This window comes from Okeania sp. SIO2B9, assembly GCF_010672505.1.
GTDB classification, from domain to species: domain Bacteria; phylum Cyanobacteriota; class Cyanobacteriia; order Cyanobacteriales; family Microcoleaceae; genus Okeania; species Okeania hirsuta.
This window is the reverse complement of the sequence record NZ_JAAHGK010001705.1, coordinates 1-1,250: the sequence shown is the minus strand read 5'-3', so window position 1 is coordinate 1,250 and position 1,250 is coordinate 1. Positions and strand designations below refer to the sequence as shown.

At 38.3% G+C, this 1,250-nt stretch carries 1 protein-coding gene; it reads left to right on the top strand.

Annotated elements, in window-relative coordinates; genetic code table 11:
* The first annotated feature begins 243 nt into the window (after positions 1 to 243).
* A complete protein-coding gene (locus tag F6K13_RS33845) occupies positions 244 to 921 on the top strand; it encodes a DivIVA domain-containing protein (protein WP_124142680.1) in 678 nt (225 codons plus the stop codon).
* The last annotated feature ends 329 nt before the right edge of the window (positions 922 to 1,250 follow it).

The following is a 1,250-nucleotide window of genomic DNA, read 5'->3' as shown; positions in this document are numbered from 1 at the left end:
GAACAACTACTCGATCAGCTAAATATAGTGCATCTGAATTTAGAAGGACACTGGATTGTCTCCCATAAAGATTAAATCCTGATTGAACTAAAAGTAAATGAACAAAATATCGAGAATAAACCTACCATTGCCTCCCTTGGATTCGATATCCAGCAGGAACTAAATCTATTGGAAGAGATTATTCTTGATCGTCCTAGAATTCCCTTTATGGGACGAACTTTAATAAATAAAGAACAGTTGATAATGTTAGGACAAAACTCAGCTAAAGCCAATATTGAACCAGAAGTAAGTGGACAAAATATCGAGGGTGAACCCGCTAGTAGCTCCCCTGGAGTTGATATCCAGCGAGAGCTAAATCGGCTGGAGGAGATTATTCTCGATAGTCCCAGAATTCCTTTTGTAGGCCGTACTCTGATCGATGAAGAACAGTTACTAGATCAGTTAGATATAGTACGTCTGAATTTACCAGTTGCTTTTCAGGAAGCAGAAATGATTGTTCGCCATAAAGATGACATTCTTCAAGAAGCTGAACTTTATGCGGAAGAAATTATTGAAAATGCTGAACAACAAGCTTCCCAAATTTTAAATGAAATGGGTCTTGTGCAACAGGCTAAGGTAGAAGCAGATCAGCTCAGAAATCAGGTTCAGGTTGATTGTGAAGCGATTCAACAAGCTACTATTGCTGAAATTGAACAAATTCGCTATCAAGCTCAACAAGAGTTGGAGGAAATGAAAGCTAAAGCAATCGCAGAGTGTGATGAAATTCAAAATGGTGCAGATGACTATGCCGATCATGTTCTGGATAGTATTGAACAGCAGTTAACTGATATGCTCAAAGTCATTCGCAATGGTCGTCAACAATTAGAAGGAGAAGGACATAGAAATATACCAAAGCCACTAAATCCTACTAATGATCTATAGGGACAATGAATTAGTCATGGTTTTATCCAAGTTCTTAAATATGTTCTGAATGTGGGCATCAACAGAAAATGCCGTTACATTTGAGAACCCATAGAACCCATTTGACATCTTTTAGTGTTTTGAAGTACATTTGCTACCAAAGCTCGATCCACGAATCATGCTGTACTCCGGCAGCCCAGGGCAAACGCATCTTATTTTGCCGTTCCCTATATGTAGTGTTTATTTGATTTTATAGACACTATATGTTGAAAGTCTATTGTCAACAAGCGCAATAAAACCCGGTTTATTGATAATTACCCCTAGTTTATTGACGAGATGCGTTTGCCCTG

Bases quoted from the DNA above. Each gene is read 5' to 3' on its own strand.
- F6K13_RS33845 (WP_124142680.1), top strand. From the start codon at position 244: ATGTTAGGACAAAACTCAGCTAAAGCCAATATTGAACCAGAAGTAAGT.